Source organism: Fibrivirga algicola (assembly GCF_011742925.1).
In the GTDB taxonomy this organism is placed as follows: domain Bacteria; phylum Bacteroidota; class Bacteroidia; order Cytophagales; family Spirosomataceae; genus Fibrella; species Fibrella algicola.
Genome location: NZ_WAEL01000003.1, coordinates 473,571 through 498,313, shown reverse-complemented (window position 1 = coordinate 498,313; position 24,743 = coordinate 473,571). Strand labels below are relative to the sequence as shown.

Here is a 24,743-nt window from a genome sequence, read left to right as displayed (position 1 = left end):
GGCATAAAGAAGCAGTGATGAACTATTGAATGTGTTCGTTACAAAACGAAATTTGGGCCTCGTTCGGATGGAAAAGGCGTTGGTGGAGCTGACCCGCAATAGCTGTAAACCGGATGTTTGTTTCTGGAGTATGGAAAAAGCAGCGGTAATTGAGCCCGATCAACTCTACTACCCGGCCCCTAATCGAGTGGTTGAAGTATTGTCGAAAAGCACCCAGAAGCATGACCGGGAGACAACGTTCATCGACTATGCGGCGCATAGCGTAGCTGAATAATAGCTTGTTGATCCGCTTCGGCAACAAATCGAGGAGTTTACAATCAATGCTGATACGGATGAGTACGAAGCGGCAGGTAGTACTCACGCAAACAAACTATCGTCAGTAAAGCCGTTTCGGAATTTGCCATTCCGGTTCGTGCTGTTTTCGATAAAGCGGCTAATATGACGGCTTTATAGCACTTGATGACGCTGTAGATGCTTTTCGGGTAACAGAATAAGAAGGCAGTGATGCTTAGAACAAAGTGAGAAAGAGTAGGTTAATTGTGCACGTGCCGACAATCGGCCAGTCATTCATTGCACCAAACCAATCAACGTATATGAAAACGCTTCTCCGCTTTGTACCCAGCGCCTTTGTGGCTCTGTTCTTTCTGTTTTTTATGACCAGTTGCGATGCCATCGCTGGTATCTTCAAAGCAGGTGCTTATACAGGTATCATTGGCGTTATCGTCGTTATTGCTGTAGCTATCTGGCTGATATCTAAGCTATTTGGCGGTGGCGGTAGCCGCAATAGTTGATCCAGCTTAACCTGCATAGATAAGCCGAAACCCTTCCAGGTTTCGGCTTTTTTCATGTACTGCCGTCACTCCGTCTTGTTTGGCTCTTGTCTCGGTTGGGGCGGATGGATAGGCGAGATTCGCTCTCTTTTGGTCAGGAAGCGCCAGAGGTCTGTTGCGAGGGTAGGGTACACCGTTACGCCAATGCTGTAGTACATGCCATTGAAGTTCTGGTCGATGTCGGTCTGAAATATCGAGTAGCGGTAACCCAGTTGTCCGCTGAAACCAACCCACCGGGTGGCGCGCCAACTACTGAAGGCACCCACTTGGAGTGGTACAAAGAAGCTACGCTGGGTACGGTCAATCTGAACGTTTTGCCGAAGGGTGCTGGGAATAGCATAGGCCACACCGCCCCCGACTTCGAGTGGCATACTAACCAGCCAGCGGCGATTATTGACAAGATTGATCCGGTACTGGGCATTGACAAACCACAGGTCGTTCCGCGTGTAATAATTCAGGTTGACAAGCCGGGCCGCATCGCGCCGCCAGTCGATCAGGCGCAGGTACGAGGCGTACCCCAGCCAGTAATAACCAAGGGTTAATTGATGCCGCTTTTGACCAAACTCGATGCCGGCGTTCAGGCCCCAGACGTTTACATGCTGCCGTTCAAGAAACGAGTCTCGAAAGTCGAGGTTGAAGGCGAACCGGGTTTTGAACCGGCCAGCCGGTAACGTATCGGCAGGCGGTATACTGTCGGGTGGGGTAGTGAGCAGGAAAGCCGTTAGAACCAACGCAATCATACCGCAAATAACAGGCAGAACCGGCTGTGGGTTACGAAACCCGATAGACCGGATGCCTGGAACGGCGGCTAATTGCCTGACCGCCTCAGCAAGCTAAACCCACGCATGAAAAGAAACGTCAGTAGACTGGCAATAGCTACCCTGATCAAAATCCGGTATAGCGGTGCCTCCTGGTCGGTACCGAACCGAAAAATCAGAAACAGAATAACGGCATATCCTGCGATGAAGTAAGCGGGTCTTTTTAGCACAAATAATCAGTGGAAAAATTTTCCATCTGCTTTAGCTGACGGAATTACAGGATTGCATTCAGCGTCAGCACACCCAGCAACCCCACCACGCCGACGATCGTTTCCATGACCGTCCAGGTACGTAGGGTATCGTTGATACTAAGGTTAAAATACTCTTTGAACAGCCAGAAACCGGGATCGTTGATGTGCGACAGCATCAGGCTGCCCGCCCCGATCGCCAGCACCATCAGTTCTGGATTGACCCCCGTCTGGCTTTGTAACAACGGCAACATGATGCCCGCCGTGGTTAGGCCCGCAATGGTAGCTGACCCTACACACACGCGGATAATGGCAGCCATAACCCAGCCCAGCACCAGCGGCGGCATGTTCAGCCCGGCCAACTGCTGCCCAATGTAAACGCTGGTTCCTGAGTCGTTGAAAATTTGTTTCAGTGCCCCGGCCCCGGCAATGACCAGCAAAATTGGCGATGCCGCTTTGATTGCTTCTTCCAGCAATTTCATCGACCGCTTCATGGTTTCGCCCCGACGTAGCGACAGCGTATAAACCGCCACCAGCACCGATACCAGCATGCCGATATACGGCTCACCAAGCAGTGTCAGCACCTTGCCGCCAAGGGTTTGGTCGAGCCCCTGCGTTTTCAAATAACCGCGTAACGGGCCAAAAATGGTCAGCATCGCTACGGGCAGCAGGGCCACAAAAAAGCTGATGCCTGCACCCGGCAGATCGGTCTTGGGTACTTCGTTGGGATCGAATACCTCGCGGTCGGGTTTGGGGTTGAATCGGCCCAGCGTTTTGCCAAAGAGTGGGCCGGCAATTACAATGGCCGGAATGGCCACCAGAATGCCGTAGAACAGCGTTTTGCCCAGATCGGCCCCTAGCTGACCCACCAGCGCAGCGGGCGAAGGGTGCGGCGGCAGATACCCGTGCGCGACAGATAAGGCCGACAGCATAGGAATAGCTACGGTCAGCATGGGCAGTTTGGTGGAAGCGGCAATGGTGAAAATGAGCGGCACCACAATGATGAAACCGGCATTATAGAACAGCGGAATACCAATGATGAAGCCCGCCAGCGCCAGCCCCCAGCGAATGTTCTTGATACCGAATAGATCAATGAGCACGTTGGTAATGCGGCGTGCAGCTCCGCTTTCGGCCACCACGCGACCAAGCATGGCCCCGAAGCCAACGATCAGCACCAGGTCGCCTAGTGTGTTACCAATACCGGTCTGAATGGATTTGCCAACCGCAGGTACGTCCATACCCGCCGCTAGCCCGATGCTGACCGAAACGAGGATAAAGGCAATGAATGTGTCGAGGTGAAAATAGGCGATGAGGAGGATCAACGCCAGTATTCCGGCGACGGTGAGCAAAAGAGGCATAAAGAGGAATCGGTTTAGGAGCCCTCAAGATAGGGAGCTTTCGCGAATGCTTGACCTCATCCCCAGCCCCTCTCCTTCAAAAGGAGAGGGGAGTTGCTTTAGTGTAGCTCTGCTGGCAGGCTCGTTGTTAGCCATTTTATCACTCATCATAGCCAAGCGACTATGGGATCTGCCTAACCGACTAGCGAGGCTACGCCGAAGCGGTTCTCCTCCCGGAATGCCGGACCACCTGTATTTCAGGAGAGGAGCTGGAGGGGAGTGAGGTTACCCAGCAGCGCCGCTATCTCGTCGTTCAGCGGTTTATCCAAATCGAAAGGGACTATGCGGAGGCGGAGGCTGGCGTCGTAGCCGAAGAGCTGGAGTGGTTCCCGGAACTGGTCGTGAGCCGGGTAAATAAGTACCAGCTCGGTGGCGTCGTATTTTTTGCCATAGGCGTAAAGCTGGTACAAATCGGCCTGCTCAATACCGTAATGGCCCGATTGATCGGTAGCATCCAGCGTTTTCCACTTGGTATCCAGCACAATGGTGCGGTCGTTATGGCGTATCAGCAAGTCGGGGCGGAGCTTGAACCGGGGCGTACCGTTATGATCATCGATGAGCCAGGCCGACGATTGCTGAATCTGCACGTCGACCCCCGCGCGGCGAAACCCGGCGGCAACGTATTGCTCAAATACGCGCTCCATCGGGAAGAGCAGGCAATGCGCCACGTGTGGGCCGGCACACAGGCCCGGCCCCTGTCCGCGCAAGAGCCAGTTGGCCCACCGAATCGCAGGCTCGTAGGTTTTCAATAACCGGGTGCCAGTCTGGGTACGTTGCAGGTCAGCCGTCAAATTCGTTGGCTCCGACACGTCGGCTAATGCGGCGAGTAACTGGCGGCAGCGGGTCTGGTTGGCGGTTGTGTGGGTACGTGCCGCTACGACCTGCAGCGCTTTTTTGAGCACCCGATTGGCTGCAATATCGGGCGTATGGTCGTCGTACGATACGGCTAACCGGTCGGGGCGAGGGTAGGGATGCCGCAGTTGGTCGGTCACGCGCAGTTTCCCGCGCAACGTAGGGAGCGTGTCGTCGTGGCTAACGTAATCGCGGGCCAGTCCGCGGCCCAGGGCCTGAGCTGTTTCGCGCAGGAACGCGTTGATGAACACCTCCCACAAGGGCAGACGCTGGGCTCCAAATGGTCCTGAATCAAGCTGACGGAAAGCCAGTTCGGGCAGGTGACGTAGCAGCGTTGGCAAGTGACCGGCTTTGGGACGGACCTCCAGCGACAGCCCGTTCACAAACGCCAGCAAGCCCACGTAATTACGCCACGTCATTCGCTCGCGCCCCCGATATAGGCTATACGTGAGCAGGGCATCGGCGGTGGTGGTATCTGTTCGGGTGGCGAGTTGCTTGACGGTGTCGAAGTCGGCGTCGGGCAGCAACACATCGTCGGGCGTCGAGGCCTGATTGGGGTAATCGCTGGCCCGGTGTAGCGTGCCCCGTTCCGACAGGGTGTAGGTACGTTGCATAGTAGCAAGTTACAAAGAAAGGGCTGGTTCCGGGGCGTGTTGTTGCGTTAACGTCGGCCTGATTTGTACAAGTGATAAGCCGCCGGTTTAATTAACTGAAAAAGCGAGACGATCAGCTAGTGAAGTTCAAGAAGTTAATTGACAACCCATTACCGACGAATCAATATTGAAACGGCGGGATTTATTCGGGGAATAATTACTTACATTTCTCTCTAATCCGCTGAATGCTGAATGTAACGGATCGACAAGCAACGCGAGGCACCACCAGAATAAGTATAGCCACTCTACCCCCTACACGATCATGAAAAGACCTCTGTTGCCTCAGTTGCTGGTGTGGGCGATGCTCGTCTGTGTACTGATAATTGCCTGTGAGCCTAAGACGAAAAATACCGGTGCGCAAACGACGGCGCAAGTGATCTGTCGCACGCAGCCTACGGACAAAGCCTGGTATGGTTCGGGACAGAAAGCTCAGCTTTTCGATAGTTTGGGCAACCTGAATTTTCCAATTACCACGCGGAGCCAGGAAGCACAACAGTATTTCAATCAAGGGCTTATGCTGGCAGTGGGCTTTAATCACGCCGAAGCAGCCCGTTCCTTTTATGAAGCGACCCGGCTAGATTCAACCTGCGCTATGGCCTACTGGGGTTTCAGTTACGTACTGGGCCCAAACTACAATGCCGGCATGGAGCCCGATAACTATGAGCGGGCTTATACGGCTATTCAGCGAGCCCGGCAATTATCGGCTAATTGTACCGATAAAGAAAAAGCGCTGATCGAGGCCCTGGCAAAACGTTACTCAGCTCAGCCTGTCGACGACCGAAAACCCTATGATATCGCTTATTCGACTGCTATCGGGCAGGTCCACGAGCAATTTCCAAATGATGCGGATATTGCCGCTCTCTACGCTGAATCATTGATGGACCTGCACCCCTGGGACTTGTGGGAGCATGATGGGCGACCCAAGCCCTGGACGCCCGGCATCATTACTACGCTGGAAAAATTGATGGCACGAAATCCCCGCCATATTGCGCTCAATCACTACTACATTCATGCTGTAGAGGCGTCTGGAACGCCGGAGCGAGGCCTGAAGAGCGCGGCTATACTAGGCAACGTGGCCCCCGGATCGAGCCATTTAGTCCATATGCCGTCGCACATTTACATCCGCACGGGCAACTATCACCAGGGCTCGCTGAGCAACTGGCAGTCTGTAAAAGTGGATAGCTCGTACCTAATGGGCGTTTATGCACAGGGCGCTTTTCCGCTTAGTTATTTTCCTCATAACTACCATTTCCTGGTCGCTACCGCCATGCTGGAGGGCAACTATAAATGGGCGATGGCAGCAGCGCAAAAGGTAGCCGAAAACACGAAGAAATCGCTGATGCCCGATCCCGGCTGGAGTACGCTGCAACATTATTACACGATTCCATATCATGTAGCTATCAAGTTTGCCCGGTGGGATGAGGTTCTTCAGATGGTCAAGGCTGATACGGTCAGCCTAAAATACCCAACCGCCATTCGGCACTACGCCCGCGGTTTGGCGCTGGCTGGAAAAGGGCGACTCCCCGAGGCCAGACTGGAACTCCAACAACTCAATAAACTAACCGTTGACCCGGACATAGCTAAATTAACCATTTGGTCTATTAATTCGATGCGCTCTATTCTGGAAATTGCCCGTCGAGTGTTAAACGCTGAAATCCTACAGCAGGAAGGGCAGTTACCATCAAGCATCAAGCTTCTTCAGGAGGCCGTTGCGCTGGAAGATGAGTTGAACTACAATGAGCCGCCCGATTGGCTGTTGTCGGTACGCCAAAATTTAGGTACAGTCTTGCTTAAAGCGAAGCGCTATCAGGAAGCGGAGACCGTATTTATCAGCGACTTAAACATATTCCCCCGGAATGGCTGGGCGCTGGCAGGGCTTTATCGGGCGCAGGTAAGTCAGGGTTTGACCGCCAAAGCCCTGCAGACGAAGACCTTGTTGAATCAAGCCTGGCAGTTGGCTGACAAAGACCTAAAAGCCAGGGCTGATTAGGACACCAGAAGGCAGCACCGTTGCAAGCGGCCAGTTTGGGGACGCACCCCGTTCCGACAGGGTGTAGGTACGTTGCCTGGCAGTAAGTTACGCAGAAACATGAGCGGTCAGGTAATTAGGCCAACTGCTCTTGTTGACCTTGCTAATGGTACATAATTAACTAGTTAGCTTAGCGTTACAATGAAAAACTAACTCATGAAGCCCTTGTCAATCCTCATTCTGGCTACGCTGTCGTTAATGAATCTCGACTGTAAACGAGTTACGGATGCTAGCCCGGTCAAGGATCCTACCCCTTTCTTTGATCAGGTGAACATTGCCTTCGATAACGCACAGTTGCAGTGTTTAACAGACCAGTGGTACAGAAGAACGTACAAGAATGAGCAGCCGATTGCCTTCCGGGTTATCAATGATGCCAGCACCTATGCCACGTTGTTCCCCTGTAATCTGGTGACCTCACTACCCGTAGTGAATTTCGCAACGAGTTCGTTGTTAATTGGCATGAAGGCAGATTATGGGGAGTTTATCAACACACCTGTCAACATTAGCCAGATCACCCAGACATTAACGCCGACTACGAGTGGCAATTACACGCTTCAGGTACGGGTATCAGGCAAAGCAAGTAAGGACGGAAAAGGGGGTGAATGGTTTGCTTTTGCAGCTGTAGTACCCAAGTTAACAGGAACAGTAAGTCTGGCTATGATTTATCAGTTCAACTAGGCGTTTGCTGTTTTACAAGGCCAGCTTGTAGGCAGACAGCAACGATTGATAAGCCTAACCGTTGCTGTCTGCTTTGCTTATTACCCAATCAGGGCGTAGGCCACGTAGCAAATCGCTGCGCCGATGGCGGCCCAAATCAGCCCTACTACCCGGCGTTTGCGCAGAAATAGCAGGATAATCAGGCCCGAGGCCGAAATGAGCGTCATGAAAATGGCTGACCCATCGATGACCCACGACCAGCTTTTGCCCGTGTCGCGGCCTTTGTGCAGGTCGTTCATGATGGCTACCAGACCCAGCCGCGATTCGGTGAGTTTGTAGGCCCCGTTTTCGCGGTCAACAAAGGCATCGGCGGTGTAGCCCGGTCCCCGAAACGAAACCATGCACTCCCGGTCATCGATCCGGAACTCGCTCAGCGCGCCTTTGATGCCATGCGTATTGCGCAGAAATTCCACCACCGATAGTTTGTTGATCGCCGCTGTATCGGTCGGATTCACCCAGGCCGGGGTCAACTTGCCTTCGACTTCCTGCTCCACCGCCTGATCGTCGAACCAGTCGGCGTGGTTCAGTGTCAGGCCCGTTACAGCGAAAAAGAGAACGATTACGAAACTGGCCATCGACAGGTAAATGTGCAGCCAGCGCGAGGCGGCGGCTAGCTGACGCTGCCAGGAGGGCGTGCCTTTCTTCGGCGTGGAGCCAGAAACGGGTTTATCCTCACTTGTCGCTGCCGACTTTGCGGTAATCCAGGGCTGCGGTCGCGATTTCGACATTACCGGGAAGGGTTTGTTGTTTTAATTTTCCGTTGAAATCCATTTCCTGGCGAATGATCTGATAAGTGCCATGTTCGCGCGCCGCTTCAATGCAGACGGTGTATTTGCCCTGCTTCACAAACTCGCCTTTGTCGTTCTTGCCGTCCCATTTAAGGCTGTAATTGCCGGGCGACCGGGTGGCGCTGGCAATGGTCGATACGTCGAAATCGGGGCCTTTGTCTAGGCTATTCCAGGCGCGCAGGTCGCGAAGCCATTTGGGCTTGTTGTACCAAAGAGCAAGCTGCCGAACCGGTACGCGGTTCTCGTCTTCCACCCAAACGGCCACGAACGGCCGCCGCGATCGGCCTTCGATCTGGCTTACTTCCAGCGAGATCAGTAGCTCTTGTTTGGGGTTCCACAGCTTATCCTTCATGGAGGCCACAGACAATAACCGGGCGGTGGCCGGCTGGGGTGTCGATGCCACCGTGCTTTCGGTGGCAGGCAGAAGCAAGTCGTTCCAGCCGGGGCTGGTTAGCTGTTGCCCGGCGCGGGTGATGAGCAGGTAATCGGTGCCGGGGTGGTTGCTGGCTAGTGTTGCGCTGGCCTCGGTCGGGAGCACGTTAAACGCGGTGGCTAGTGCACCGGCCGTTGCCGCGTCGGGGTGAACCACCGTGGCGCTGATCACCTCGCGGGCAGGTTCGGCGGTGCGGGGGTCAACAACGTGTGAGTACCAGCTATCGCCAACGCGTACGCCCCGCCGGTAATCGCCGCTGGTGGCTACGGCCCGGTTCTGAATGCTGAGGCGGGCCAAGGGGGCTTCATTTTCAGCATCGGCCCGCGGATTGGCCACGGAAATCGATTCGGTGCGGGTACCGCGTACCACCAGATCTCCGCCAATGTTGAGTACCACCGACTGTACGTCAGGTACGTTCAAAGCCTTGTCGGCAGCGCGATCCAGAATGTAGCTTTTCGCAAAGGTGTGCAGCCGGAGGGGCGTCTGGCTTAGGCGCGTTGCGGTGCGGGCATCGGGATCGAGGAGCCAGTGTGGTTGCTGTACGGCCGAAACTGCAGCGGCCTGTTCCTCCACCGTGGGACGTACCTGGGTACGTTCAGCCCGCTGCCAAAGCTGATTGATGGCTTCGGCCGCGGCATCAATGGCACCGCCTGTTTGCTTGCGCCAGTGATCGAAGCCGCTCAAAACGGCCATCAGGTCTTCTGAAACGGATATAGCTTCACCTGACGATACCAGCCAGCGGCTAAACTCACTGTCGGGCTGGTAGCTACCCAGAATCGCACTCAGGCGATTGATTTCGGCCAGTGCCGCCGACTCGGCTTGCCGGGCTGCCTTGTAGGAGCCTGCTACCAGTTTGATGTCGAACGATGTACCCAGTACATTATCAAGGTGGGAGATGAACAGCCCATTGGTGGCAGCGTCGGCTGTTGCAGACAGGCTGGGAGCAATAAAGGCGAGCGGAACAAGCGCTGGACGGAGTAGATTCATGGCGGTACAATTTCGGGCCGATTGGCTAAACTAACCAGTAAAACCAATATGTTTTTACCTGAATAAACCGAAAAACGTTGCGCCTGTGCATGACGGGCGCAACGTTTCGGGAAATGGTATAGCGTTATACTGGAAGAATCTAATTTGGCTTATCTCGCTTTGCGGGAGCTTGTTGCTTCGGCATTTTCGGTGCGGAATGTCATCACGTACTGCCCATCGGCCAGTAGCGTAAGGCGATCTTTTCCGATCCGGAATAGGCTGGCCTGCCCCAATGCTGATAGGTAGTCGTCTTCAAATGGGTTGTTGCATTTTTTCGATGTCGTATTCCGAATCACAAACTGCACATGGTCACCGTCGGCCTGCACGTCGCCTTTTAGTTTGTTACAGCCCGTGGTACCCTCGAGCGAGTTATCATTCAGGTTGATTGTTATCTGAGGCAGTTCGTGGCTTGGAAATTGCCCCGCCCGCACGCGTTGTCCGCGCAGGGTTTCCAGCGTCCAGGTCCCATTCAGGCGGTCGCTGCCTTTAATGAAGGCACCATGACCAACATACTTGCGCCCCCCGGTCTCAACGCGCACGGTATAGGCGTAGGTACGTCCCGTCAGGTTGTCGCGGGTCACAACGGGTTCAATATAGACCTTCACACCACTCAGGCGCGATGAGTAGCCTCTTTTGCTCGTCGAGGCCAGTAACGTACCCGATTCATTCCGGACCGAGCGGGCACCTACGTCGAGCAGTACGCCACTGTTCGAGCCAATTGGTTGTGGCTTGGGCATCGACGCAATAAGGGTAGAGCCGCTCAAGGGCTTGAAAATAATCTGCTTGGAGAAGTCGATGTCCATTGACCATTCAGCCGGCGATATACCCGCGGCCACGAAGTCGACGCCGAGTTTACGCTTGGCGCGCCACATCTCCGATTCGGGCAGGGCACCTGTTTTTAACCGGGAGTTGGCCGTAGTGCTGGCCGTTGAGGCTGGTTGCGATGCCCGCTGGCAGCTGGTAAAGCTTAGGATCCACGTGCCTAGTAGACCCACTAATACGACTTGTTTCATACGCTTTTCCTACAACGTTTATAGAGTGAGTGGTAGTATGGCATAGAACAGGTAGTGAATCTGCATTGTTAACCCCGCTTAGCAAACACATACTACCGAAGTCAACCTTTTAGGTTCTTTTCTGTGTTGTGGAGTGAGCCGCTTCACAATGCGGCCTGACGCATGAAAATTGGTATAGTCTGTTATCCCACCTTTGGAGGAAGTGGCGTAGTAGCCACTGAGTTAGGTAAGGCACTGGCGAAAAATGGCCATCAGGTTCATTTTATCACGTATCAGCAGCCCCAGCGCCTCGACTTTTTCAATGAAAATGTGTTCTACCACGAGGTCAACATTCCGTCGTATCCGCTCTTTCAATACGCGCCCTACGAGTCGGCACTGACAAGCACGATGGTAAACGTGGTGCTCAACGAAAACGTCGACCTGCTGCACGTACATTACGCCATTCCGCACGCGTCGGCGGCTTTTATGGCCAAAATGGTGCTTAGAACCCGCGGCCGGAATACCCCCGTTGTAACCACTCTGCACGGTACCGATGTAACGCTCGTGGGGAAAGACGCCTCTTACGAACCCGTGGTGACGTTCAGCATCAACGAATCGGACGGGGTGACGGCGGTGTCGGAAAACCTTCGCGAAGAAACCTACGCTCATTTCGACATCAAGCGTGAGATTGAGGTAATTCCCAACTTCATCGACCTGTCGCGGTTCAAGCGGCAGCAGAAAGACCATTTCAAAATGGCGATCTGCCCTAACGGCGAAAAACTGATCGTGCACACATCAAATTTCCGCCGTGTGAAGCGTATCGACGATGCCGTTATGACGTTTTTCCACGTTCGGCAAACGATGCCCGTGAAGTTGCTGCTGGTAGGTGATGGCCCTGAACGTGCCCGGATTCAGAATCTGTGTCGCGAACTGGGCATCATGGACGACGTTCGTTTTCTGGGTAAACTCGATGCCGTAGAAGAAGTACTGTCGGTAGCCGATCTATTTCTAATGCCGTCGGAAAACGAGAGTTTTGGCCTCGCGGCGCTGGAAGCGATGGCCTGCGAAGTGCCGGTTATTTCGTCGAACGCCGGTGGATTGCCTGAACTGAATATCCAAGGTGTCACAGGTTTTCTGAGTAATGTAGGCGACGTAGCCGATATGGTGAAGAATGCCCTCCACGTACTACACGACGATAATTTGCCTCAGTTCAAAGCAAATGCACTCGATCGGGCCAAACAATTTGAGATTTCAACGATTCTCCCCTTATACGAGGCACATTACGAACGGGTACTTCAGGCGTCGATGACCAATTATCAAGTACCGATGACCAGTTAATAATGACCAGTTACGCAAGTGGTACTACATTGTGTCATAATATGGCAACGCGTAAGCATTTGATCATTGTTAATGGCCCACTGATACCTGATACTGACCTATGAATCCAAACATACCTTTCTCGAATCGGAAACGCGTGGTGATCGTAGGTGCGGGTTTTGGGGGGCTAACCCTGGCTCGTGACCTGGCGCGCCGCAGCGAATTTCAGGTTGTGGTGATCAACAAGCACAACTACCACGAGTTTCAGCCGCTCTACTATCAGGTAGCTACGGCCGGTCTGGAAGCCAACTCGATTCTGTTTCCGCTCCGGGCAGCGCTCGGCGATAACTCCAATGTCCATATCCGGGTGACGGGTATGACCGGCATTCGGCCCGCCGATAAAGCGATCGATACGGAAATCGGGCCGATCACTTATGACTTCCTGGTGTTGTCGATGGGAGCCGACACCAACTTTTTCGGGCAGCAGGCTTTCATTGACCGGGCCCTGCCCATGAAATCGGTGCAGGAAGCCATTGCTCTGCGCAACCGGCTGCTCCAGAACTTCGAGGAAGCCCTTAGCGTGGAAACCGACGATGAACTGACCGGTCTGATGGATGTGGTTGTGGTTGGCGGTGGCCCGACTGGCGTGGAGCTTTGCGGCACCCTGGCTGAACTGCGCAAAACGGTACTGCCCCGCGATTACCCCGAGCTCGATTTTAAGGGCATGGATATCCACCTCATCGAATCAGGCGGCGAATTGCTGGGCCCCATGTCGGTGCAGGCGCAGAAACACGCGCTCGACTACCTACAGGAGTTGGGCGTGCATGTTCGGTTGAATACCCGTGTGAAAGATTTCGATGGTCGAACCGTATCTATGAACGATGGCACTACGCTGCGCACCAACAACCTGATCTGGGCGGCGGGTGTGCGGGCCAATACCCCGCTGGGTATTCCCGCTGAAGCCGTTGGACGGGGTGGGCGGCTCATTGTGAACCGGTTTAATCAGGTGCAGGGCTTTACTGATATTTTTGCCATTGGCGACCTGGCGCTGATGGCCGAGGGAACTGTCTGGCCTGATGGACACCCGCAGGTAGCACAACCGGCTATTCAGCAAGGGAAGCTGCTCTCGAAAAACCTGACGTTATTAACGCGGGGCGGTCAGCCCGTTCCGTTCATCTATAATGACCTGGGGTCGATGGCTACTATAGGCCGGGGCCTGGCTGTGGTAGACTTGTCGTTTATAAAATTCAACGGTTTTTTTGCCTGGCTTGTCTGGTTGTTTGTACACCTGATGGCCATTTTGGGCGTCAAGAACCGGTTGCTTATTTTTATCAACTGGATGTGGAATTATTTAACATACAACCAGTCATTACGATTAATTATAAAACCTAAGTTACCAAAAGCGCCATTGGATGTTCCCAAGGAACGATTAAACGATTCGGTGGAAGTTGCCAAAACGCCCGCTATTTAGTCAATTTGGTTGACTGTTTGGAACATTGAAAAACCAAAATCGGTTATTTTTGCCGAAGCCCAACGACTCACATTATGCAACTTGAAGAATACAAGGCCATTCACAGCCGACCAAAAAACAACGGCACCAAAAAACTGTTTGATAACCCAGTTCTGGAATATCTATCGCGTACACACATTTCAGTGCCTATCACTATGTGGTTGACGTTATCGGCTTTTTTGGGCTGGTACGCATTCACCTACACCGATATGACGCCGGGACGTATTGCCGGTTTGTTTGCAACGGGGTTATTCGTGTTCACCATTTTTGAATACGTGCTGCACCGGTACTTGTATCACCTGGCACCAACCACGCCGCAGCGGGCCAAAATTCAATATACCTTCCACGGTGTTCACCACGAATATCCGAAAGACAAAACCCGGCTGGCTATGCCACCTGCACTGGCTATCCTGGTGGCCGGGGCTTTCTTTGGTTTGTTCTTTATGCTGATGGGCGAAGCGGCTTACGCGTTCTTCCCTGGTTTTATGGTTGGTTACACCGGCTACCTGTCAGTGCACTTCATCGTGCACGCGTATCCACCGCCAAAAAACTTTTTTAAGCAGTTGTGGATCAATCACAGCATACACCACTACAAGAATCCTGAGAGTAACTACGGCGTGTCGTCGCCTGTTTGGGATTATATCTTCAACTCGTTTCAGAAGTAGTAGGTAACTACCACGGCTATCCGTATAGTATAAAGGGATTAACCGCACGGTCCGCCGCTGTTGTTAATCCCTTTATACTGTACGGATAGCCGTACCTGTACTAGCCGGCCCGCCCGCGATGTCATCGATATCAATGGCGTAGGCGCAGCGGAAATGGCTTAGTGGACAGTCTTTGCGGCCGTGCAGGTTGCAGGGGCGGCACTCGAGTAACTCACGGACTTCGGCTACGCGCGAATTGTCGGCGAGGGGGCCAAAACCAAAGCCCGGTACCGTAGAGCAGAATACGGCCGTAGTGGGAGCGTTCATGGCCGAACAAAGGTGCAGCGGAGCCGAGTCATTGACGTAGTTCATGCGGGCACCCTGTAACAGCGCTGCCGACTGCAGGAGCGATAATTGGCCCGCCAGATTGACCACGCGGTCATGACCCACTTCAACGCGGATATGTTCGCAGGCACCCATATCGCTGGGTGCGCCCAGCAGGTACACGCGCCAGTTGGCCGGTAGTCGCTCAATAACCTTGATCCAGCCACTGGCCGGGTATTGCTTGGTAAACCAGACGGAGGTAGGCGCAATGCAGACATAAGGCATGCTCTGCCATTGGGCTACGGCACTATAATCGGCACGGGATGGGTATAATTTCGGGCGTGATTTTCCGTAATTAGGTACGTCGAGCGGCCTGAGCAAATCATTATTTCGCTCCACTTCATGGCGTACGCCGCGCAGATTCGGGCCAATCTGGTGCGGAATGCTGTAGGTGAAGAAGGTTGAAAACGGGTTTTTGTCGAACCCGATGGTTACGCTGGCTCCCGAAAAAGCAGTTAGTATACCCGTGGCGCCAAAGCGCTGAAGGTTAATGACGGCCTTGTAGGGAGTAGCCCGGATTCTACCCAGTAATTGCCACAGACTTTGGTACTTGCCCGTCTTCTTTTCCCAGATAAGTAGCTCATTAATAAAGGGATGGTCAGTAAACAACGACTCGTTCCCGCGCCTCACCAGCAAATCGATTTTAGCATTGGGCCAGGCCCGGTGAAGGTCTTCGAGAAGGGCCGTTGCCAGAATGGCATCGCCGATGAAAGCAGTCTGAATGATTAGGAACCGGCCCGGCATGGTTGGGGTTAATTAACGGCACAAAGTTGTGTTATTTTCGCTGAATTTGCCCTTTGGAAGACTATCGCCTGCATACACTGCCCAACGGCATTCGAATTGCCCACAAGCAGGTTCCCTATACACAGATTGCTCACGTTGGCTTAATGCTTGACATTGGAAGCCGCGACGAACTGTCGCATCAGCAGGGACTTGCTCACTTTTGGGAGCATATGGCCTTTAAAGGTACTACCCGCCGACAAGCCCACCATATAATTAATAGACTTGAAAACGTTGGTGGTGAACTAAATGCGTATACAACGAAAGAAAAAGTATGCTTTCACGCGTCGGTATTAGGTGTTCACGCCGAGAAGGCCGTTGAACTGCTCGCCGACATTGCGTTCCACTCTACGTTTCCGGAAAAGCAGATTGAGCGGGAGCGCGGCGTGATTCTGGAAGAGATGTCGATGTACTACGACTCACCGGAAGATGCCATTCAGGATGATTTCGATGAGCTTGTTTTTCCGAATCACTCGCTTGGGTTCAATATTCTGGGCACGGCTGATACGGTCCGATCGTTTACCAAAGAGTCGCTGGAGGCGTTTATTGCCGAAAATCTGGATACCAGCCGTATCGTTTTTGCGTCAGTAAGTAATATGCCGTTCGACAAGGTGGTGAAGATGGCCGAGAAATACTTACGTGACGTACCTGAGCAACATGCGGAGCGACGGCGCCAGGCACCTGTTCAGTACGCCCCGACTCACCAGCGTGTGCCTCGGCCCATCACGCAGGCCCAGGTAGCCATTGGTCGGCCAGCCTACAGCCTCAACGATCCCAGGCGGCTACCTTTTTTCATGCTCGTAAATTTACTGGGCGGTCCGGGGATGAATTCCCGGCTGAACATGAACCTGCGCGAGCGCTATGGACTGGTGTACTCGATCGACGCGGGTTACACTCCGTATATGGATACAGGCTACCTCGGTATCTACTTCGGCACTGATCCCAAGCAGATCGACCGCAGCCTGACGCTGACGTATCGCGAGTTTAAAAACCTGCGCGAAAATATTCTGACAACCAGTCAGCTGCATAATACCAAAGAGCAACTGATGGGGCAACTGGCCATGGCCGAAGAAGGAAACAACAGCTTTATGCTGATGATGGCTAAAAGCCTGCTCGACATTGACCGGGTAGAGCCACTGACCGACATCTTCACCGACATTCAGGCCATTACCGCTCGTCAGCTCCAAGATGTCGCCGTCGACATGCTTAATGAGCAACAGTTTAGCACGTTGTTCTTTACACCGGAAAAATAAAAACAGGTTTGAGGTTTGCAGTTTGTCGTTTGACGTTGCGCTACCAGAGCACGACAGGTTCATAGGCAGTGCACCCTCAGACGATAAACTGCAAACCTCAAACTAGTTTCATGACGCTTCGTACTGCACAGGACACCGTTGACGAGTGGATCAAAACGGTAGGCGTTCGCTACTTCGGCGAGCTGACCAACATGGCTATTCTAACCGAAGAGGTTGGCGAACTGGCCCGGATTATGGCCCGCCGCTACGGGGAGCAGTCGGAGAAAGAGTCGGATAAAAACCGCGATTTAGGCGATGAAATGGCCGACGTACTGTGGGTGCTCATCTGCCTCGCCAACCAGACCGGCATAGACCTGACTGATGCTTTTGCCAAGAACCTCGAAAAGAAAAACATTCGCGACGCTACAAGGCATCTGGATAACGAGAAGCTGAGGTAGCCTTGGCTTGCTGTTTGACGTTGCGCTGCTACTTCACCGTATTTTGGAATAGCAGCGCAACGTCAAACGGCTTCATAGTTCAGGTACGTTACCTGTGGGCAAATGTGGCAGGCGGAGGGGCCTTCCTGCATGAACCACCGGCACGACGGACGAATACCGCAACTGGGAAGAATGGCTTCCTGAATGGCCTGAAGCCGCTCCAGCGCCCCCGACACCACACTACAGCCGCCTGCTTTCCATTTGGCGCAGCCTTTCTCAACGCATGTATTCACGAAGCGGAACCGTTCTTCGGCAGGTCCGGTAGCGGTAGCCGCTTCCACAAAGCCGGGTGTGACGGGCAGCGGTTCGGCCAGTAAGCTAATGCCGCCCCCCTGCTTCACAAAGCCCAGTAGCTGCGACCCCGCACGGAGCGGGGCCGACGGGCATAGCGGCCGGGAGCCGGTCGTCAGAGGCCCGTTTTGTGGCCGCGCGCTCATCGGTTGAACTGCTGGTGAGCGATCTGTTCAACACCGGCCCCCAGCACCTGCTTATTATCCAGTGCCTGCTGAAAAATGGTGCCAAAGTCGCGCCGGTTACGTAGCAGTGACCAGTCGCCCCCATCGATGCGGATAATTTTGCCGAAGATTGTCCCCCCGTTTGTGGCTGGTACAGCCGTGCCTGCAGGCCTACCCGTTAGGTTCACTTCGCCCAGTTTTCGCATCAGCGTATCATTCAGCGCCAGGCTGATCTCTTCCCGAACAGACTCGGGCAAGTCAAGGCCCTTCACGTCGAGGGTGAAGGAAGCGGGTTTCATATCCATGCTGGTGTAGGGTTAGGATATGGGTCCTACTCGTTTACAGGATTTTCGGATGCTCCTGGTCAGCAGCGTAAGCCAATGACCGAGACAAACGTACCTGCTTTACGACCTCTCTTTTAGCGTAAAAAAACGCCTTCTTGCGAAAGGCGTTTTCAGGTAATTCAGGAAGGTTTACCGCGTAGTTGTACGGTGGAACGACGGACTGCTTCTGCGTTAAAACCTATTTTCTAAGCCGGTTTCTTACGATTCCAGTAGAAATAAAAGGGGATACCTGTTGCCATCAGCCCGAGGCCCACGAGGGCTTCTTCAGGACGGTTGATCAGCGTGTTGATAACCAGGTACGCGCAGAAGGCAATGAACAGAGCAGGTACCACTGGGTAGCCAATGACGCGGTAAGGCCGATCGGCATCGGGCATCCGGCGCCGTAACACGAATACGCCAACGGTGGTGGCCCCGTAGAAAATAAAGGCCGCAAAGATCAGCATGTCCGTCAGGGTGTCGAACGAGCCGGAGAGCACCATTAGGGTGGTCCAGGCGGCTTGTAATACCAGCGAACGCGATGGCGTTTGAAACGTGGGGTGCATGTAGTTGACCCGGCTGAAAAACTGCCCGTCTTTCGACATGGCGTAGAACAGACGCGAGGCCATGAGAATCGTGATGCTGCAACAGTTGAATGTGGTGACCAGTAACAGGCAGGAGATCAGGAGTGAACCGGTTTTGCCTCCCATAATACCCGCTACCGACACGGCCGCAATGCTATTGGGACTCTGTTTCAGGGCGGCCAGATCCTGCACCGGCATGATGTAGAGGTAGATCAGGTTCATCAGCAGGTACAAACCCATGATCGACAACGTACCTATGGTAAGAGCCCAGGGCAGGTTTTTCGACGGCTTTTCAATCTCGCCGCCGATGTAGCCCACGGTGTTCCAGCCTTCGTAGGGCCAAAACGCGCTCAAACAGGCCAGCGCCATAGCACTGATCAGCGATTTTCCGGATAAACCCGTATCGACAGGTTGCAGATTCACGACGCTGCCTGCGCTCGAGAACAGCCCAAATACAATGAAGCCCAGCATAACGGCGATCATAATCGCTGTTAGGAATCGGCTAATGGCTTCGCCAGTTTTCAGGCCCCTGATGTTGAAGGCGGTTTGCCCCCAGACGAGTACGATAGCCAGCAATTTTACGCTGAAGTTGTCGAGCGGATGCAGCCCCAGCACGTTCACCTCCGACCAGGATACGGGCGTAACGGGCAGCGCCACCAGCGAATTCACTGATTGGGCAAACACGTAGGCGATGGAGGCGATAGAAGCCGTACGGATAACGGCGAAGTTGGTCCAGCCGAAGAGAAATGCGAAAAAGCGGTTGTAGATAACCCGGAAGTAGACATATTCGCCTCCTTCGCTCGCCAGCATGCTGGCTACTTCGGCGTTGCTCAACGTACCTGCAAGGCTAACCAGCCCTGCAATGAACCAGGCCGCTAAAACCAGTGTCGGCGAGCCGAGTTCGGCCGACATGGGCACTACTTTTTTGAAAACCCCTGTGCCCACAACAGAGCTGATCACAAAGATAATGGCCGACAACAGGCCGATCTTGGGCCGGATGGCCGCGGTTGTTGCCGGTTCGGGCGTAGAGGAAGAAGTAGACGTCATGGGTTAAAGATAGTCGTAGCGACGCATCCCTGCGTCTAATCCGGCGTCAGCAATTAATTTAATATAACTGGCTGATGCTGGATTAGACACAAAGATGCATCGCTACAACGATCTTAATTAACCGAACTCAGCACGGTGTCTCTCAGGTCACTGAAGCTGCTCTTGGCCTTGTCGGTCAGGTCGTCGGTCAAGTGGCTGGCTTTGTTCACCAGGCGCTTGGCTTTGTATTTGTAACGCGCTTTGGTATATGCTTTCTGAGCCGGATTCTGACGGTTCCAGGCCGACAACACTACCAGACCAGCTACGGCCAGCGCGGCAATACCCAGGCTTAGGCCAATGCTGTACGACTCTTTTTCTTCGGCCTCAGCTTCGTTCTTATCCTTCATGTCATTCCGGGCCGAGTTGGCTACCGTTGAGTCAGGCAGGAAATGAGCCATAGCTACCGACGCCTTGTTCGACGCGCCATGTATCACTTTGTCTTTTCCGCTCATCAGGGCATCGTAACCAGTTTTAGCTACATCGGCGGCGGGCGTTTCGCGGGCTTTCTCCTGTGCCTTGGTGTTCATGGCACCAGCTTTATTGAAGAAATCGGTATCGGTAGCACCGGGCATCAGCACTGTCAGGGTAATGTTAGTGTCTTTGATCTCGTTGCGAAGGGCTTCCGAGAACGAGTAGATAAACGACTTGGTAGCGCCATAAACGGCCATCAGCGGGTTCGGAATGACCGATGCCACAGAACCCAGCATCAGAATCTTACCATCGTTGCGCTGTACCATGTCCTTCAGGAATAGTTTGGTCAGCTTCACCAGCGCAATCACGTTGATGTGAATAATGTCGACCTCTTTCTGCAGGTCGGTTTCGGTAGCGAACATACCGTATTCGCCCATCCCTGCATTATTAACCAGCACATCGACCTGAATACCCTGCTGTTTCACTTCATCGTATACCTGCTGTCCGGCGTCGTCGCCAGCCAGATCTTTGGCGATTAGCGTTGTTTTGATGCCGAATTGATGCTCATAACTCTGGGCGAGTTGCTGCAGATTGTCGTCACTGCGGGCTACAAGCACAAGGTTATAGCCGTCTTTAGCGAAAAGATTAGCGAGTTCGCGGCCAATACCGCTGGTGGCGCCCGTAACCAGGGCTGTTTTACCGTTCTGTGTTTCCATTGTTGAGGTTTTTTGATTACTCAACTTAATGAACAGACTATACAAGAAAGGGTTTAGCCCACTTACTAAGGAGCAACTGACCAACGGCCATTGAGCAAAGTTACTCGTTGGCCTCCCGTTCAGAAAGACGTTGCAAAAGTATACGCCTGTGTTTGGTTTGTGACTGAACAGGCAGCAACAAGGCTACCTGGTGGCTCGTATTGGTATATAGAATCACGATCCTGTTTTACATGCGTCCTTACTCAGTTATTTCTAACGTTATTGTTCTGTCTGTCATTGTTCTGGCTAGCATTGCCTGTAAAACAGACACGTCTACCGTATCGCCTTCTTCGGCAACCATTACCGCCCTGAACTGTGGATCGGCCACCTTGCCGACAACGGCCGTAGGGGGTACGGCTTACACCGGAACCGCCTCTGTACCTTATACCGGGGGGAACGGCGGTGCCTATTCGGCTGGTAGTGCCATTGCTTCTACGGGGGTAACGGGGCTAAACGCGACCCTCCAGGCAGGTACGTTGGCCAGCGGGTCTGGTGCACTGACCTATGCCATCAGCGGAACACCTTCGGGGGCTGGTACGGCTACGTTTGCCATCAGTTTAGGGGGGCAGAGTTGTAACCTTGCCCTAACCGTAAGCGCGGCTGGTTCCGGTACAACCGTCACTACCAATTGCGCATCGGTATCGGGTCTGGCGCAGGTGGTCTGTCTGGCCGAGGCGTTCAAAGCGACCCTGGCGGCGACACAACTGGCAACCCTGCAACTTACATATACCAAAGCCAATGCCGTTCGCTGGTCAAATTTGCCACAGGCGTTGTATCAGGCCAAGCGGGTGGGTATCAACTTCGGGGCGCTGACAGCCACACAACTGGCGGCGGCTAAAGCGCTACTGGCGGCCGTGCTGGCACAAGGTGTTACCAATGAGGGCTACGACGAAATGGAAGGCAATCTGGTAGCCGACGATTACCTGGCCGCCAATGGAGGCGGTAGCAGCTACGGCACCGCCAACTTTTACATGGCCTTTCTGGGTACGCCCAGCACTACCGGTTTATGGGAGTTGCAGTACGGTGGACATCATTACACGTTTGCCAACACCTACAACGGTGGTAAAGTAACGGGTGTGACGCCTTCATTCCGAGCCGTTGAACCTATGGCAGCGGTAACGGCAAACAACCGCACCTACCAACCTGTAGAGCAGGAACGGCAGGCGTTTGCCGACATGCTGGCTGGCCTGAGCACAGCTGAACAAACCACGGCCAAACTCACCTCCACGTTCACCGATATTTTACTTGGCCCCGGTGCCGACGGGCAGTTCCCCACTACCCGGCAGGGCCTGAAAGTGGGTGACCTTACGGCCGCTAAGAAAGCCCTCGTGCTGAACGCCATAAAGCTATATGTCAACGATCTGGATACCGAAACTGCCGCGATCGTACTGGCTAAATACACCGCCGAATTAGACAATACCTACATTGCTTACTCGGGCTCGCTGACGGGCTCGCAGCAGAATGATTATGTCCGTATTGATGGTCCCAGCGTCTGGATTGAATATTCGATGCAGGGCGGGATCGTCATTCGCAGCGCACCGCACCCACACTCGGTATGGCGCGACCGTACCGGTGACTACGGCGGTAACTAATCCAGTCCGTTATGCGCTTAACGCAGTAGTGTTTTCATCAGCTGTCTGGTAAGATGGCTGATGATTTTTTTGTCTATAGACGCCACTCACTAGGCCGGGTACGTTACCCGCTGGCTTGCTGCTCGCGAAACTCAGTGGGCGATAGGCCCATGTGCTTTTTGAAGAACCGGGCAAAATAAGTCGGGTACTCGAAATGCAGCAGATAGGCGATCTCGGAGACCGAATAACTCGTGTAGGTCAGGTATTTACGGGCTTCGTTAAGTATGTGCTCCTGCACCAGCTGACTGGCCGATTTACCCGCTATAGCCCGGCAAATACGATTCAAATGAACCGGTGTAATGGCCAGATCGTCGGCCAGTTGGGCAATGCTGTGCTGGGTGCCTACTTGACGTACCCGCTGTTGAAATTGTCGGAAATAATGAACGCTGAGGCTGTTGCTCCCCGTTGCTGGCGTCTGGTTCTGTTGCCAGAGCCGGTACAGGACAATAAACAACTGTTGCAAAGTCAAGTGCAGCATGGTTTGCTTTTCGGGCTGGTCGCCAAACAGTTCATCGTCGATCTGCGTCATTAACTGCGCTACTGCCGGTGCCGGGTATAACTCACCGAAAGCCTGAATGCACTGCACAGATCCGAGCATGGGTGTAAGCGCTGAGGTCTGCGGAAAGAGTTGAGCAACCAGCGAGTCAGCGAGGGTCAGAATACGGCCTTTGGTACCGGGCGTGTACACAAACCCGTGTAAGGCTGCGGGCGGTATAAGCAACGCGACCGGGCCGGTAAGTTGCCGTTTCTGCGTAGCTTCCGAAAACTCAACGCCGCCTGTTTCAATAAAGAAAAGCTGAAACAGGCGGGCATGCGTATGTGGCTGAATGACCCAGTCGAACAGGTGGCTACGGGTCTCGAGCAGTTCCGAGAACAGATAGTCACCATGGGGGCGGGTATCACTTTCGCCATATAACCCGTCGAACTGATCGATACGCATTGGTGAACAAGGATAACGTGATTACGCCAGAAAGCTGCGGATGTTGGCGGCGGTTTCGGCGAGTTCTTCCTGGCTTGGTTTGATCTTATGATTGAAATTCATATCGGCCAGCGAGTTCATCGGAATCAGGTGCACGTGGGCGTGGGGAACTTCCAGACCGATCACCGCCACGCCGATTCGCTTGCAGGGAACCGCTTTCTGGATGGCCGGGGCAATTTTTTTGGCGAAGGCCATCAAACCCGCGTATAACTCATCATCGAGGTTGAAAATATAGTCTACTTCCTGCTTGGGAATCACCAGGGTGTGGCCCATTGTAGTAGGCATAACGTCGAGAAAAGCCAGAAACTGATCTGTTTCGGCAATTTTATGGGCGGGAATTTCGCCGGCAACAATACGTGAGAAGATAGAGGCCATAGAGCAGTAGTACTGATTTTTGTGTGCAAAGATGGGGGAACAAATCCCGAATTTTTGATCGAATGATACGGATTCGGTAAGCAACTCGCGCCTGCGAATTGTTCATTATGTATTCAACTGTAGTTTTGCCTTTTCCTTTTAACAAACTGACTATGCGACTTCACCGCGAAGGCACGACCATTATGCTGACCACAGCGCTGGTATTGCTGGGCCTAAACCTGTCTGCCTACTACTTTTTATTCCGCGAAAATACCACGGCCATGTGGTTGCTGGGCCTCGTAAGCCTGGTGATCTTTGTGCTGATCGTGCAATTTTTTCGCATTCCTAAACGGGCGCATACGCTGGACGAAAAGCTGGTGATTGCCCCCGCCGACGGGACCGTGGTAGTCATCGAAGAAACCGAAGAGACTGAATATTTCAAAGACAAGCGTCGGCAGGTATCCATCTTCATGTCACCCCTGAACGTGCATGTTAACCGCAATCCACTGTCTGGTATTGTTAGTTACTTTCGGTATTATCCGGGTAAGTACCTTGTGGCCTGGCACCCCAAGTCGAGTACTGACAATGAGCGGACGACGGTGGTGATTAAGCAGGAGAACGGTATCGAAGTGCTGATGCGTCAGATTGCCGGTGCCCTGGCCCGGCGTATCATCTGGTACGTGAACGAAGGCGATACGGTGAAGCAGACTGAAGAAATGGGCTTCATTAAATTTGGATCACGGGTGGATCTGTACCTGCCACTGGATGCTAAAATCAACGTGACGATGGGCCAGAAGACAAAAGGCGGCGTAACCGTTGTGGCCGAATTGAAGTAACGCAAGGTTGCTAAACCAGTACGGTCAGCGCCATGGCTACCCTAGCGAGTTTGAACTCCTGTGGTAACCATGGCGCTGACTTTTTAGGGACTTGGGCTTCGGAAAAGGACGGGTGGATACTATGGTTTCTTTAAGTGGCCGATCTCCGAAGAAGATTGACCTAAAAACGAATGGATGTCCGCCGTCCGGATAGGATGTTTGTAACGCAGGTAAAAGCAGCCTTTTCCGCCTACATCCACACCCCT

24 protein-coding genes are annotated in these 24,743 nt (G+C 53.5%); 11 read left to right on the top strand and 13 right to left on the bottom strand.

Features of this window, described 5'->3' with window-relative positions; genetic code table 11:
* Positions 1-67: 67 nt before the first annotated feature.
* A complete protein-coding gene (locus tag F7231_RS27395; protein ID WP_229369791.1) occupies positions 68-274 on the top strand; it encodes a Uma2 family endonuclease in 207 nt (68 codons plus the stop codon).
* 319 nt (positions 275-593) lie between these two features.
* Positions 594-791, top strand: a complete 198-nt coding sequence (locus tag F7231_RS10520) for a hypothetical protein (protein ID WP_166691848.1) — start codon at positions 594-596, stop codon at positions 789-791.
* A gap of 65 nt (positions 792-856) precedes the next feature.
* On the opposite strand, the gene F7231_RS10515 is transcribed toward F7231_RS10520, so the two are convergent.
* The 3 genes from F7231_RS10515 to F7231_RS10505 all read right to left on the bottom strand — a co-directional run bounded on the left by F7231_RS10515 (position 857) and on the right by F7231_RS10505 (position 4,699).
* Positions 857-1,570 carry a hypothetical protein gene (locus F7231_RS10515; protein ID WP_166691847.1) on the bottom strand — a complete coding sequence of 238 codons (714 nt, stop codon included), beginning with the start codon at positions 1,568-1,570 and terminating at the stop codon, positions 857-859.
* A 292-nt stretch (positions 1,571-1,862) separates the two neighbouring features.
* Positions 1,863-3,194 carry a gluconate:H+ symporter gene (locus F7231_RS10510; RefSeq protein WP_166691846.1) on the bottom strand — a complete coding sequence of 444 codons (1,332 nt, stop codon included), beginning with the start codon at positions 3,192-3,194 and terminating at the stop codon, positions 1,863-1,865.
* Between the two features lie 236 nt (positions 3,195-3,430).
* Positions 3,431-4,699, bottom strand: a complete 1,269-nt coding sequence (locus F7231_RS10505) for an McrC family protein (RefSeq protein ID WP_166691845.1) — start codon at positions 4,697-4,699, stop codon at positions 3,431-3,433.
* A gap of 301 nt (positions 4,700-5,000) precedes the next feature.
* Here F7231_RS10505 and F7231_RS10500 point away from each other — a divergent pair, with 301 nt between their 5' ends.
* Complete coding sequence (locus tag F7231_RS10500; protein ID WP_229369789.1) at positions 5,001-6,728, top strand: tetratricopeptide repeat protein; 1,728 nt, start codon at positions 5,001-5,003, stop codon at positions 6,726-6,728.
* A 195-nt stretch (positions 6,729-6,923) separates the two neighbouring features.
* Positions 6,924-7,445, top strand: coding sequence for a hypothetical protein (locus F7231_RS10495; protein ID WP_166691844.1), 522 nt, complete (start codon positions 6,924-6,926; stop codon positions 7,443-7,445).
* An 80-nt stretch (positions 7,446-7,525) separates the two neighbouring features.
* Here the strand turns inward: F7231_RS10495 and F7231_RS10490 are convergent, their stop codons facing one another.
* From F7231_RS10490 to F7231_RS10480, 3 genes are all read right to left on the bottom strand, one after another.
* The gene (locus F7231_RS10490) at positions 7,526-8,212 is read right to left on the bottom strand and encodes a PepSY-associated TM helix domain-containing protein (protein WP_166691843.1); all 687 of its coding nucleotides are present in this window, start codon (positions 8,210-8,212) and stop codon (positions 7,526-7,528) included.
* On the bottom strand, positions 8,157-9,692 hold the full coding sequence (locus F7231_RS10485) for a DUF2271 domain-containing protein (RefSeq protein WP_166691842.1): 1,536 nt from the start codon (positions 9,690-9,692) through the stop codon (positions 8,157-8,159). Before F7231_RS10485 ends, F7231_RS10490 begins: the two co-directional genes overlap by 56 nt.
* A 149-nt stretch (positions 9,693-9,841) precedes the next feature.
* Positions 9,842-10,744, bottom strand: a complete 903-nt coding sequence (locus F7231_RS10480; protein ID WP_166691841.1) for an META domain-containing protein — start codon at positions 10,742-10,744, stop codon at positions 9,842-9,844.
* A gap of 162 nt (positions 10,745-10,906) precedes the next feature.
* On the opposite strand from F7231_RS10480, the gene bshA reads away from it, so the two are divergent.
* From bshA to F7231_RS10465, 3 genes are all read left to right on the top strand, one after another.
* A complete protein-coding gene (gene bshA / locus F7231_RS10475) occupies positions 10,907-12,061 on the top strand; it encodes an N-acetyl-alpha-D-glucosaminyl L-malate synthase BshA (RefSeq protein WP_085411010.1) in 1,155 nt (384 codons plus the stop codon).
* Positions 12,062-12,161: 100 nt separating this feature from the next.
* A complete protein-coding gene (locus F7231_RS10470; protein ID WP_085411009.1) occupies positions 12,162-13,511 on the top strand; it encodes an NAD(P)/FAD-dependent oxidoreductase in 1,350 nt (449 codons plus the stop codon).
* Positions 13,512-13,585: 74 nt separating this feature from the next.
* Positions 13,586-14,215, top strand: coding sequence for a sterol desaturase family protein (locus F7231_RS10465; protein ID WP_085411008.1), 630 nt, complete (start codon positions 13,586-13,588; stop codon positions 14,213-14,215).
* 72 nt (positions 14,216-14,287) lie between these two features.
* On the opposite strand, the gene F7231_RS10460 is transcribed toward F7231_RS10465, so the two are convergent.
* Positions 14,288-15,322: a glycosyltransferase family 9 protein gene (locus tag F7231_RS10460; protein ID WP_166691840.1), complete on the bottom strand. Its 1,035-nt coding sequence runs from the start codon at positions 15,320-15,322 to the stop codon at positions 14,288-14,290.
* Positions 15,323-15,375: 53 nt separating this feature from the next.
* Between F7231_RS10460 and F7231_RS10455 the strand changes: the two genes are divergently transcribed.
* Positions 15,376-16,611 carry a M16 family metallopeptidase gene (locus F7231_RS10455; RefSeq protein WP_166691839.1) on the top strand — a complete coding sequence of 412 codons (1,236 nt, stop codon included), beginning with the start codon at positions 15,376-15,378 and terminating at the stop codon, positions 16,609-16,611.
* Between the two features lie 110 nt (positions 16,612-16,721).
* Complete coding sequence (locus tag F7231_RS10450) at positions 16,722-17,048, top strand: nucleotide pyrophosphohydrolase (RefSeq protein ID WP_085411005.1); 327 nt, start codon at positions 16,722-16,724, stop codon at positions 17,046-17,048.
* Positions 17,049-17,110: 62 nt separating this feature from the next.
* On the opposite strand, the gene F7231_RS10445 is transcribed toward F7231_RS10450, so the two are convergent.
* The 4 genes from F7231_RS10445 to F7231_RS10430 form a co-directional block, all read right to left on the bottom strand.
* Positions 17,111-17,524: a nitrogen fixation protein gene (locus tag F7231_RS10445; RefSeq protein ID WP_166691838.1), complete on the bottom strand. Its 414-nt coding sequence runs from the start codon at positions 17,522-17,524 to the stop codon at positions 17,111-17,113.
* Positions 17,521-17,847 carry a hypothetical protein gene (locus F7231_RS10440; protein WP_166691837.1) on the bottom strand — a complete coding sequence of 109 codons (327 nt, stop codon included), beginning with the start codon at positions 17,845-17,847 and terminating at the stop codon, positions 17,521-17,523. The genes F7231_RS10445 and F7231_RS10440 overlap by 4 nt, the downstream gene beginning before the upstream one ends.
* A 224-nt stretch (positions 17,848-18,071) precedes the next feature.
* Complete coding sequence (locus F7231_RS10435) at positions 18,072-19,493, bottom strand: APC family permease (protein ID WP_166691836.1); 1,422 nt, start codon at positions 19,491-19,493, stop codon at positions 18,072-18,074.
* Positions 19,494-19,606: 113 nt separating this feature from the next.
* Positions 19,607-20,659, bottom strand: a complete 1,053-nt coding sequence (locus tag F7231_RS10430) for an SDR family NAD(P)-dependent oxidoreductase (RefSeq protein ID WP_166691835.1) — start codon at positions 20,657-20,659, stop codon at positions 19,607-19,609.
* Between the two features lie 230 nt (positions 20,660-20,889).
* Here F7231_RS10430 and F7231_RS10425 point away from each other — a divergent pair, with 230 nt between their 5' ends.
* Positions 20,890-22,290, top strand: coding sequence for a DUF3500 domain-containing protein (locus F7231_RS10425; RefSeq protein ID WP_166691834.1), 1,401 nt, complete (start codon positions 20,890-20,892; stop codon positions 22,288-22,290).
* A gap of 103 nt (positions 22,291-22,393) precedes the next feature.
* Here F7231_RS10425 and F7231_RS10420 read toward each other — a convergent pair whose 3' ends face one another.
* A complete protein-coding gene (locus tag F7231_RS10420; protein ID WP_166691833.1) occupies positions 22,394-23,269 on the bottom strand; it encodes a helix-turn-helix domain-containing protein in 876 nt (291 codons plus the stop codon).
* A gap of 21 nt (positions 23,270-23,290) precedes the next feature.
* Positions 23,291-23,683, bottom strand: a complete 393-nt coding sequence (locus tag F7231_RS10415) for an HIT family protein (RefSeq protein WP_085410999.1) — start codon at positions 23,681-23,683, stop codon at positions 23,291-23,293.
* Between the two features lie 152 nt (positions 23,684-23,835).
* Between F7231_RS10415 and F7231_RS10410 the strand changes: the two genes are divergently transcribed.
* The gene (locus F7231_RS10410; RefSeq protein ID WP_085410998.1) at positions 23,836-24,498 is read left to right on the top strand and encodes a phosphatidylserine decarboxylase family protein; all 663 of its coding nucleotides are present in this window, start codon (positions 23,836-23,838) and stop codon (positions 24,496-24,498) included.
* Positions 24,499-24,743 lie beyond the last annotated feature (245 nt).

Coding starts and splice junctions, on each gene's coding strand:
- F7231_RS27395 (WP_229369791.1), top strand. CDS start 68: ATGGAAAAGGCGTTGGTGGAGCTGACCCGCAATAGCTGTAAACCGGAT.
- F7231_RS10520 (WP_166691848.1), top strand. CDS start 594: ATGAAAACGCTTCTCCGCTTTGTACCCAGCGCCTTTGTGGCTCTGTTC.
- F7231_RS10515 (WP_166691847.1), bottom strand. CDS start 1,570: ATGATTGCGTTGGTTCTAACGGCTTTCCTGCTCACTACCCCACCCGAC.
- F7231_RS10510 (WP_166691846.1), bottom strand. CDS start 3,194: ATGCCTCTTTTGCTCACCGTCGCCGGAATACTGGCGTTGATCCTCCTC.
- F7231_RS10505 (WP_166691845.1), bottom strand. CDS start 4,699: ATGCAACGTACCTACACCCTGTCGGAACGGGGCACGCTACACCGGGCC.
- F7231_RS10500 (WP_229369789.1), top strand. CDS start 5,001: ATGAAAAGACCTCTGTTGCCTCAGTTGCTGGTGTGGGCGATGCTCGTC.
- F7231_RS10495 (WP_166691844.1), top strand. CDS start 6,924: ATGAAGCCCTTGTCAATCCTCATTCTGGCTACGCTGTCGTTAATGAAT.
- F7231_RS10490 (WP_166691843.1), bottom strand. CDS start 8,212: ATGTCGAAATCGCGACCGCAGCCCTGGATTACCGCAAAGTCGGCAGCG.
- F7231_RS10485 (WP_166691842.1), bottom strand. CDS start 9,692: ATGAATCTACTCCGTCCAGCGCTTGTTCCGCTCGCCTTTATTGCTCCC.
- F7231_RS10480 (WP_166691841.1), bottom strand. CDS start 10,744: ATGAAACAAGTCGTATTAGTGGGTCTACTAGGCACGTGGATCCTAAGC.
- bshA (WP_085411010.1), top strand. CDS start 10,907: ATGAAAATTGGTATAGTCTGTTATCCCACCTTTGGAGGAAGTGGCGTA.
- F7231_RS10470 (WP_085411009.1), top strand. CDS start 12,162: ATGAATCCAAACATACCTTTCTCGAATCGGAAACGCGTGGTGATCGTA.
- F7231_RS10465 (WP_085411008.1), top strand. CDS start 13,586: ATGCAACTTGAAGAATACAAGGCCATTCACAGCCGACCAAAAAACAAC.
- F7231_RS10460 (WP_166691840.1), bottom strand. CDS start 15,322: ATGCCGGGCCGGTTCCTAATCATTCAGACTGCTTTCATCGGCGATGCC.
- F7231_RS10450 (WP_085411005.1), top strand. CDS start 16,722: ATGACGCTTCGTACTGCACAGGACACCGTTGACGAGTGGATCAAAACG.
- F7231_RS10445 (WP_166691838.1), bottom strand. CDS start 17,524: ATGAGCGCGCGGCCACAAAACGGGCCTCTGACGACCGGCTCCCGGCCG.
- F7231_RS10440 (WP_166691837.1), bottom strand. CDS start 17,847: ATGGATATGAAACCCGCTTCCTTCACCCTCGACGTGAAGGGCCTTGAC.
- F7231_RS10435 (WP_166691836.1), bottom strand. CDS start 19,493: ATGACGTCTACTTCTTCCTCTACGCCCGAACCGGCAACAACCGCGGCC.
- F7231_RS10430 (WP_166691835.1), bottom strand. CDS start 20,659: ATGGAAACACAGAACGGTAAAACAGCCCTGGTTACGGGCGCCACCAGC.
- F7231_RS10425 (WP_166691834.1), top strand. CDS start 20,890: ATGCGTCCTTACTCAGTTATTTCTAACGTTATTGTTCTGTCTGTCATT.
- F7231_RS10420 (WP_166691833.1), bottom strand. CDS start 23,269: ATGCGTATCGATCAGTTCGACGGGTTATATGGCGAAAGTGATACCCGC.
- F7231_RS10415 (WP_085410999.1), bottom strand. CDS start 23,683: ATGGCCTCTATCTTCTCACGTATTGTTGCCGGCGAAATTCCCGCCCAT.
- F7231_RS10410 (WP_085410998.1), top strand. CDS start 23,836: ATGCGACTTCACCGCGAAGGCACGACCATTATGCTGACCACAGCGCTG.